Raw genomic sequence first — 231 nt, forward strand, 5'->3', positions numbered from 1 at the left:
GCCGCCCTTGATGCGTTTGGCCCGAGGATGGGCGCTGTCGTATACCGTTGCCAGGTGTTGGAAATCGAGGTGGGTGTAGATCTGCGTAGTCTTGATATCGGAGTGGCCGAGCAGCTCCTGTACCGCACGCAGGTCCTGGGAGGATTCGAGCAGATGGCTGGCAAAGGAGTGGCGCAGCATGTGTGGGTGCAGGTTCTGCCCCAATTCTCGCTCTCCGGCCGCCTTGACCCG

At 61.5% G+C, this 231-nt stretch carries 1 protein-coding gene; it reads right to left on the reverse strand.

The window, feature by feature from the left end; genetic code table 11:
- Positions 1-231: tyrosine-type recombinase/integrase (locus SB765_RS34310; protein WP_410933114.1), on the reverse strand; the 231-nt coding region annotated here is incomplete at both ends.

The organism is Pseudomonas sp. SIMBA_067 (assembly GCF_046534675.1).
In the GTDB taxonomy this organism is placed as follows: domain Bacteria; phylum Pseudomonadota; class Gammaproteobacteria; order Pseudomonadales; family Pseudomonadaceae; genus Aquipseudomonas; species Aquipseudomonas putida.